Below are 7,388 nucleotides of genomic sequence, written 5' to 3' on the forward strand. Positions count from 1 at the left end.
GTCAGATCTGCGGTCGTACGGCATGTGTGCGGCCGACGACTGCACCAGACCCTATCGGGGTCCACCGTTTTCGCGGACGGACTCAGATGCCGACCTTGATGCGCGAGAAGCGCTTCAGGGTGACACCGGCCTCGTCCAGAACCTTCTGGACGGACTTCTTGTTGTCCTTGGCGAACGCCTGCTCCAGGACGACGACCTCCTTGAAGAAGCCGTTGACGCGCCCCTCGACGATCTTCGGAAGGGCGGCCTCGGGCTTGCCCTCCTCGCGAGAGGTGGCCTCGGCGACACGACGCTCGTTCTCGACCGTCTCGGCCGGAACCTCATCGCGGTTGAGGTACTTCGGAGCGAAGGCTGCGATGTGCTGCGCGACGTCCTTGGCGACCTCGGCGTTCTCCTTGTCGAGCTCGACCAGGACACCGACCTGCGGCGGGAGGTCGGGCATCGTGCGGTGCATGTACGCAGCCACATAACCGCCGGTGAACTGCGCGAAGCGGTCCAGGACGATCTTCTCGCCGAGGTTGGCGTTGGCCTCGTCGACGTACGCCTGAACGGTCTTGCCGGCCTCGATCTCGGAGGCGAGCAGCGCGGCCAGGTCGGCCGGGGAGGTCGCGGCGACGTGGGCGGCGAGCGTGTTGGCGACGGTCTGGAACTTCTCGCCCTTGGCGACGAAGTCCGTCTCGCACTTCAGCTCGAGCAGAACGCCGGAGGTCTTGTCCTCGGAGATGAGGGAGACGACTGCGCCGTTCTCGGCAGAACGGCCCTCGCGCTTGGCGACGCCCTTCTGACCCTTGATACGGAGCGCCTCGACAGCCTTGTCGACGTTGCCCTCGGCCTCGTCGAGCGCCTTCTTGCAGTCCATCATGCCGGCGCCGGTCAGCTCGCGGAGCTTCTTGACGTCAGCGGCGGTGTAGTTCGCCATGAGTCTGTGTTTCTCTCTCGAAGTCTGAAAGATCTACGGGTGGACGGCGGGGGCGGCGCTCGTGGCACCGTCCCCCGCCGTCATTCAGCCGTGACGGAGGTGTCAGGCCTGCTCGGCGTCCGCGGCCGGAGCCTCGGCAGCGGCCTCGGCCGGCGTCTCGGCGGCGTCCGCGACCTTCTCGGTCTCGGCGGAGGTCTGCACCTCGGCGTCGGCCTTCTTGTCGCCCTCGAGCAGGTCGCGCTCCCACTCGGCGAGCGGCTCGCCGACGGCCTTCTCGCCCGGCTTCGAGTCACCGGTGGCGGCACCGGAACGGGCGATGAGGCCCTCGGCGACGGCGTCGGCGATCACGCGGGTGAGCAGGGTGACAGAGCGGATCGCGTCGTCGTTGCCCGGAATCTTGTAGTCGACCTCGTCGGGGTCGCAGTTGGTGTCGAGGATCGCGACGACCGGGATGTGGAGCTTGCGCGCCTCACCGACGGCGATGTGCTCCTTCTTGGTGTCGACGATCCAGACGGCGCTCGGCACCTTCTGCATCTCGCGGATACCACCGAGGGTCTTCTCCAGCTTGGCCTTCTCGCGGGAGAGAACCAGGAGCTCCTTCTTGGTGAGGCCGGAGGCAGCCACGTCCTCGAAGTCGATGAGCTCGAGCTCCTTCAGACGCTGAAGGCGCTTGTAGACGGTGGAGAAGTTGGTGAGCATGCCACCGAGCCAACGCTGGTTGACGTACGGCATGCCGACGCGCGTCGCCTGCTCGGCGATGGCCTCCTGGGCCTGCTTCTTCGTACCCACGAACATGATGGAGCCGCCGTGCGCGACGGTCTCCTTGACGAACTCGTAGGCGCGGTCGATGTACGACAGCGACTGGAGCAGGTCGATGATGTAGATGCCGTTGCGCTCGGTGAAGATGAAGCGCTTCATCTTCGGGTTCCAGCGACGGGTCTGGTGACCGAAGTGGACGCCGCTTTCCAGCAGCTCCCGCATCGTGACGACGGCCATGGCCGTACTCCTTGAGGTGCTCGGTTGTCGCGACCGCAGGATTGCTGTCGCGCCTGACGCCCCGACGCGCCGTGCCACAAGGGACCGAGGAGCGCGGCCACTGTCCGCAGAGAGGGAAGTGGCGGGGCGTGCGAAGTCGACCCGGTGACCCGGATCGCCATAGGAAGTGTACGGGACAGGTCGGGTGCCGGGTGACGGCGCTGTCCACAACCGGTCGGTAGTCCACAGATCCGGTTCATGATCCCCGCGGTTGCGAGCGGCAGGGGACGGTTCTGCCATGCGATGCACACCGGATCCGACCGTTTCCCTCTTCAGGCACGGAATCCCCTTCTGCAAGGCCATGCTCGTGGGGGTGGCGGCCCTTGTCGCGGCGCTGTGCGGCGCCCCGGTGGCGGCAGCCGAAGAGCCCGCACCTGTTCCGTCACCGGCGCCCCGGCCGGAGGGCGCCCGGCTATGGCCGCTCGCCGGGCGGCCTGCGGTCGTACGGGGATGGGAGCCGCCGGCCAGCGCCTACGGGCGGGGCCACCGCGGGGTGGATCTTGCCGCGCAGCCGGGCACGGCGGTGCTCGCCGCGGCCTCGGGCCGGGTCTCGTTCGCAGGGCGTGTGGCGGGGCGCGGGGTGCTGGCGATCGAGGTGGCCGGGACCGGCGATCCGCCGCTGCGAACCACGTACGAGCCGGTGCGTGCGCTGGTCACGAAGGACGAGAAGGTGACGGCAGGACAGGTCGTGGGGTTCGTGGAGGCGGGGCCCTTCCACTGCGCATCAGGCTGTCTGCATTGGGGACTGCGGCGTGCTGACGCATATCTGGATCCGCTGTCGCTGCTGCCGCCGGAACTGCTGCGACGGGGTCCGTCCCGGCTGCTGCCGGTGTTCGGCGTGCCGGAACCCCGGCCCTCGGGCGAGGGGGCCGGGGACGGACTCGCCGCCCCCGGCGTTCTGCTCGCCGTTGCCGCTGTGCGGCCCCGACGTCAGTCCTGTACGCCCTGCACACCTCGCAGGATCATGGTGACTGCGGTGTCCGCGATCACGACCGGCTCCTCCGCCACGCCGAGTTCGATACGCCGCACCGCGGCGTCCACCGAGCCCTGCAGCAGCATCGCCGCCAGCCTCGGCTGCTCGTGGCCGAGGTCGTTGAGCGCGTCGACGATCATGGCGATCAGCCCGCCGTGCGCGGCCCGGATCTTCTCGCGTGCGCCCGCGTCCAGCTCGCTCGCCGAGATCGCGACGACGGCCCGGTGGCGGCGGTCCTTGACGAGGTCGAGCTGCCGTCGCACATAGGCTTCGATCTTTCCCTCGGGCGTGGTGGCCTGTTCCATCGCGTGCTCGACCTCAGCCGCCCAGACGGGGAAGTCGACGGCGCAGAGCTCTTCGACGACGGCCGCACGAGAGCGGAAGTACTCGTAGACGGAGGACCGGGCGAGGCCCGTGCGTTCAGCGAGGGCAGGGAAGGTCAACGCCTCCGTACCGCCCTCGGACAGCAGGGAGCGGGCGGCGTCCAGGAGGGCGCCGCGCTGCATGGTCCGGTGCTCGGCCACCGAGGCCGCTCGAATCCTGGGCACGCTTCCACTCTACGGCGACCGGTGTCCGAGAGGGTGCGTGCGGCCCCGATCAGTGGCCGCAGCAGCCATGCCCGGCACCAGCCACCGGCGATATCAACGTCCGGCGTCGGCCAGTTTCGCCCGCAGTTGCAGCACTGATTTGGTGTGGATCTGACTCACACGGCTCTCGGTCACCCCGAGCACATTCCCGATCTCGGCGAGGGTGAGCCCCTCGTAGTAGTAGAGGGTGACGACCGTCTTCTCGCGCTCCGGAAGCGTATTGATCGCCCGGGCGAGCAGCCGTCTGAGCTCACGGTCCTCGGCGACCTCCACCGGATCGTCGGCGGCGGTGTCCTCCAGCGTGTCCATCAGGCTCAGCCGGTCACCACCGTCGCCGCCGACGTGCAACAGCTCCTCCAGCGCGACCACGTTCGCCAGCGACAACTGACTGAAAACCGCGTGCAGTTCCTCCAGCGCGATGCCCATCTCCGCGGCGACCTCCGGCTCGGAAGGCGTGCGTCGCAGCTGCGCCTCCAGCGTGGCATAAGCGCGTTCCACGGCCCGCGCCTTCTGGCGCACCGAGCGCGGGATCCAGTCCAGTGCACGGAGTTCGTCGATCATCGCGCCACGGATGCGGGTGATCGCGTACGTCTCGAACTTGATGGCGCGCTCGATGTCGAACTTCTCGATTGCGTCGATCAGTCCGAACACCCCTGAGGAGACGAAGTCCGCCTGTTCGACATTGGAAGGCAGCCCCACGCTCACCCGGCCCGCGACGTACTTCACCAACGGCGAGTAGTGCAGGATCAGCTGCTCCCGCAGCCGCTCGTCGCCCGTGGACTTGTATGAACGCCATAACTCGTCGAGCGAGGAGGGGGCAGGGGGGCGCACAGTGCCACGCGCAGCCGGTGGTACTGCCGCACGGTCAGACCCGGAGGTGTGCTGGGGCATGTGGTGCCTTGAGCCGTTCTGCTGTGGAGTGCTGGGGGACTTGTGTCTGAGTCGGAATCCTTGTGAGCGTAGCGTGACTGAGGCGTCGCGTTCCGCGTAGGACGGTGGATCGGCGCCGTGCGGTTCCGGCCGGTCGAAGCTGTGCGATTCCGGCCGATCGAACATGACTGAGGTCCGGGGCCGTCGCCACGTGCGCCGGCCCCGGAGGCGTCGCTGAAGGATCCGCCGAGGTCATCGGCATTACCTTTTCACCCGAATGCTCCAGGTCAAGTACCGCCTCGCCGCACGTCGTCATTGCATGCAGGTCTCGGCGTCAACCGCCATCCATCGCCATCGCGTTCGACGAACCCCAGTGAGTGCAGTTCGTACAGTCTGCCGAGCGCTTCGTCGATGCTGGTTCCCGCGGCACGGGCCACATCGCGCCCGTCGGCGGCGCCGCGGGACGGCAGCGCGTCGAGAACCCTGGCGGAGCCCGCGTCGAGCAGGTCCCTGGGGTGGACGGGGCCACGCCTGGCGGGAGCGAGTTCGCCGATGTCCCCCACCAGTTCGGCGACTTCCGAGGCATCCGTCACCAGGGTGCCCTCCCCGCGGAGGAGTTCATGGACTCCTGCTGACAACCCGCTGGTGGCTGGGCCCGGCACACCCATGACGAAGCGGCCGAGCCGCTGCGCGCTACGTGCAGTGACCAGCGAACCGCTGCGGTATTCGGCCTCGACCACGACCGTCCCGCGAGTCAACGCGGCAATGACCCGGTTCCGGAGAAGGAATCTGCTGCGGGTCGGATGAGCGGATGGTGGTAATTCGCCGATGACGAGCCCCTGTTCCGTCATGCGTCCGATCAGCTCGGCATGTCCGCGCGGATAGGCGACGTCCACCCCGCAGGCCAGGACCGCCATCGTCGCGCCGCCGACGGCGAGCGCGCCACGATGCGCCGCCCCGTCCACCCCGTACGCCGCTCCCGACACGACCACCCACCCCAGCTCGGCGAGCCCCGCACCGAGGCTCGCGGCCATATGGGATCCGTACGCTGTGCAGGCACGGGCGCCGACCACGGCGACCGAGCGCAGCGCCCAGAGCCTCAGGTCGCGCGGACCCCGCACCCAGAGGCCGGTCGGCCTGGCGTCGGCCAGGTCGTCGAGCTGGCTGGGCCATTCCCGGTCGCCGGGGCAGACGAACCGTCCGCCGAGCGCGGCGACCGTCGCCAGGTCCCGCTCGGGCTCGGCGCTCTCGGCCCGTAATCGGTATCCCTCCAGCCGTTTCGGAGTCATTCCGCTCAGCCGCTCCGCGGTCCCGTCCCTGGTGGTGATCCGCCGTATCAGTTCGACGGCACCGCACTCACGCAGCCAGCGGCCGCCAGGCTCGTCCCCCGGTTCCAGGATGCGGGTCAGTGCGGCCCGCGCCAGCCGTTCCCGATTGCTCACCGCAACCCCGGACCCCGCGCTCCGCTCCGGGTCTCGCCCCGAAAGGCACCCCGGTTCCTGCCCCTGCCCCTGCCCAAGGTCCGCCCGCGGAGTCATGATGCTCCGGCCTTCGTAAAGGCGCCCCGTGGGATCCCGGTCCGCAGTTCCAGCGCCACCGCGATGTCGGAGGCGTCCGGGCGGTCGGCACCGCGCAGATCGGCGACCGTCCACGCCACCCTGAGCACCCGGTCCAGGCCCCGTGCGGTCAGCAGGCCCCGTTCCATGTCCCGTTCGGCCTCCATGAGCGCGCCCGGTGCCGCGACCAGCCGGGTCCGCAGCTCATGGCCGGGCACCTCACTGTTGGTGGTCCACGCGGTGCCGGCCAAACGCTCTGCCGCCCGCGCCCTGGCCTCCCGTACCCTGGCCGCGACGGTGGCCGTCGACTCCCCCCTGCCGCCCTGTCCCATCAGGTCCTCGCGCCTGACCGGGTCGACAACCACCCTCAGATCCACCCGGTCGAGCAGTGGCCCGGAGAGTCTCGCCTGATAGCGCCGGACCGTCGAGGGCGGGCATTCGCAACCGGCACCGCTGAGGGTGTGGCGGCCGCAGGGACAGGGATTGGCTGCCAGCACCATCAGGAATCTGGCGGGCAGCCGCACCACCCCGGCACTGCGTGCCACCACCACATGCCCCGACTCCAGCGGCTGGCGCAGCGCGTCCAGCGCCCGCATGGAGAATTCCGGCGCCTCGTCCAGAAAGAGAATCCCCCGGTGGGCCAGAGAAACCGCACCGGGCCGCGGCAGCCCGTTGCCCCCGCCGACCAGCGACTGCATCGTCGCCGAGTGGTGCGGTGCGCAGTAGGGCGCACGGGTGACCAGTGGTTCCCCCGGCGGCAGAATGCCTGCCACCGAGTGCACCGCGGTGACTTCCAGGGATTCCTTCCTGGTCAGCGTCGGCAGGATCGCCGGCAGCCGCTCGGCCAGCATGGTCTTGCCGGCGCCCGGCGGTCCGGAGAGCAGCAGATGGTGACCGCCCGCCGCGGCGACCTCCAGCGCCTTGCGTGGCCGCCCCTGCCCCGCCACGTCTGCCAGATCCGGCAGGTTGCCATCACGCTGCCCGGGCACCCGGGCGTGCCCGGTGCCGATACCCGCGCCGGGCACCATCAGCCCGGCCGCCATGGTGTCGGGGCGCCCCTCGTCGTGAGCCTCCTGCTCGTCCGGCACCGGCTCGTCACAGAGCACCGCGATCAGCTGCCGCAGGCTCCGCACCCCGAGGACCGAGACCCCGGGCACCAATGCCGCCTCCCCAGCGGTCTGCTCAGGCACGACGACCTGGCGGTACCCGGCCTCCGACGCGGCGAGCACGGCGGGCAGCACGCCGCGCACCGGCCGCACCCGGCCGTCCAGCCCGAGCTCACCGATCATCACCAGATCGGCAATGGAAGCCGGGTCGATCCGCTCGGCCGCGCCCAGTACCGCACAGGCAACCGCCAGATCGAAGGCTCACGAAAGGCAGTTCTAGGGCCACGCCTCTTCTATATGGGTGGGTGGCCGCCGGGCCGCTCGTCCGTCTCCGCGCGTAGC

At 69.6% G+C, this 7,388-nt stretch carries 5 protein-coding genes and 2 pseudogenes; 1 reads left to right on the top strand and 6 read right to left on the bottom strand.

All coding sequences use genetic code 11. The features are described 5' to 3' along the window. Positions 1-82: 82 nt before the first annotated feature. Both tsf and rpsB read right to left on the bottom strand, forming a co-directional pair. Positions 83-919, bottom strand: coding sequence for a translation elongation factor Ts (gene tsf, locus ABT115_RS29275; protein ID WP_351796015.1), 837 nt, complete (start codon positions 917-919; stop codon positions 83-85). A 102-nt stretch (positions 920-1,021) separates the two neighbouring features. Continuing rightward, positions 1,022-1,915 (bottom strand): 30S ribosomal protein S2, encoded by an 894-nt coding sequence (rpsB, locus tag ABT115_RS29280; protein ID WP_351796017.1) that lies wholly within the window; start codon positions 1,913-1,915, stop codon positions 1,022-1,024. A 277-nt stretch (positions 1,916-2,192) separates the two neighbouring features. Between rpsB and ABT115_RS29285 the strand changes: the two are divergent. After that, a pseudogene (locus ABT115_RS29285) lies at positions 2,193-2,804 on the top strand (murein hydrolase activator EnvC family protein); the annotation flags it as partial. Positions 2,805-2,884: 80 nt separating this feature from the next. Here ABT115_RS29285 and ABT115_RS29290 read toward each other — a convergent pair. The 4 genes and pseudogenes from ABT115_RS29290 to ABT115_RS29305 form a co-directional block, all read right to left on the bottom strand. Continuing rightward, a complete protein-coding gene (locus tag ABT115_RS29290; protein WP_351796030.1) occupies positions 2,885-3,451 on the bottom strand; it encodes a TetR/AcrR family transcriptional regulator in 567 nt (188 codons plus the stop codon). A 117-nt stretch (positions 3,452-3,568) separates the two neighbouring features. After that, positions 3,569-4,405 (bottom strand): RNA polymerase sigma factor WhiG, encoded by an 837-nt coding sequence (whiG, locus tag ABT115_RS29295; protein WP_351796020.1) that lies wholly within the window; start codon positions 4,403-4,405, stop codon positions 3,569-3,571. 266 nt (positions 4,406-4,671) lie between these two features. After that, positions 4,672-5,826 (bottom strand): DNA-processing protein DprA, encoded by a 1,155-nt coding sequence (dprA, locus tag ABT115_RS29300; protein ID WP_502969188.1) that lies wholly within the window; start codon positions 5,824-5,826, stop codon positions 4,672-4,674. Positions 5,827-5,918: 92 nt separating this feature from the next. Then, positions 5,919-7,304, bottom strand: a pseudogene (locus ABT115_RS29305) (YifB family Mg chelatase-like AAA ATPase); the annotation flags it as partial. Positions 7,305-7,388 lie beyond the last annotated feature (84 nt).

It is taken from the genome of Streptomyces sp. NPDC001832, assembly GCF_040297265.1.
Classification (GTDB): Bacteria; Actinomycetota; Actinomycetes; order Streptomycetales; family Streptomycetaceae; genus Streptomyces.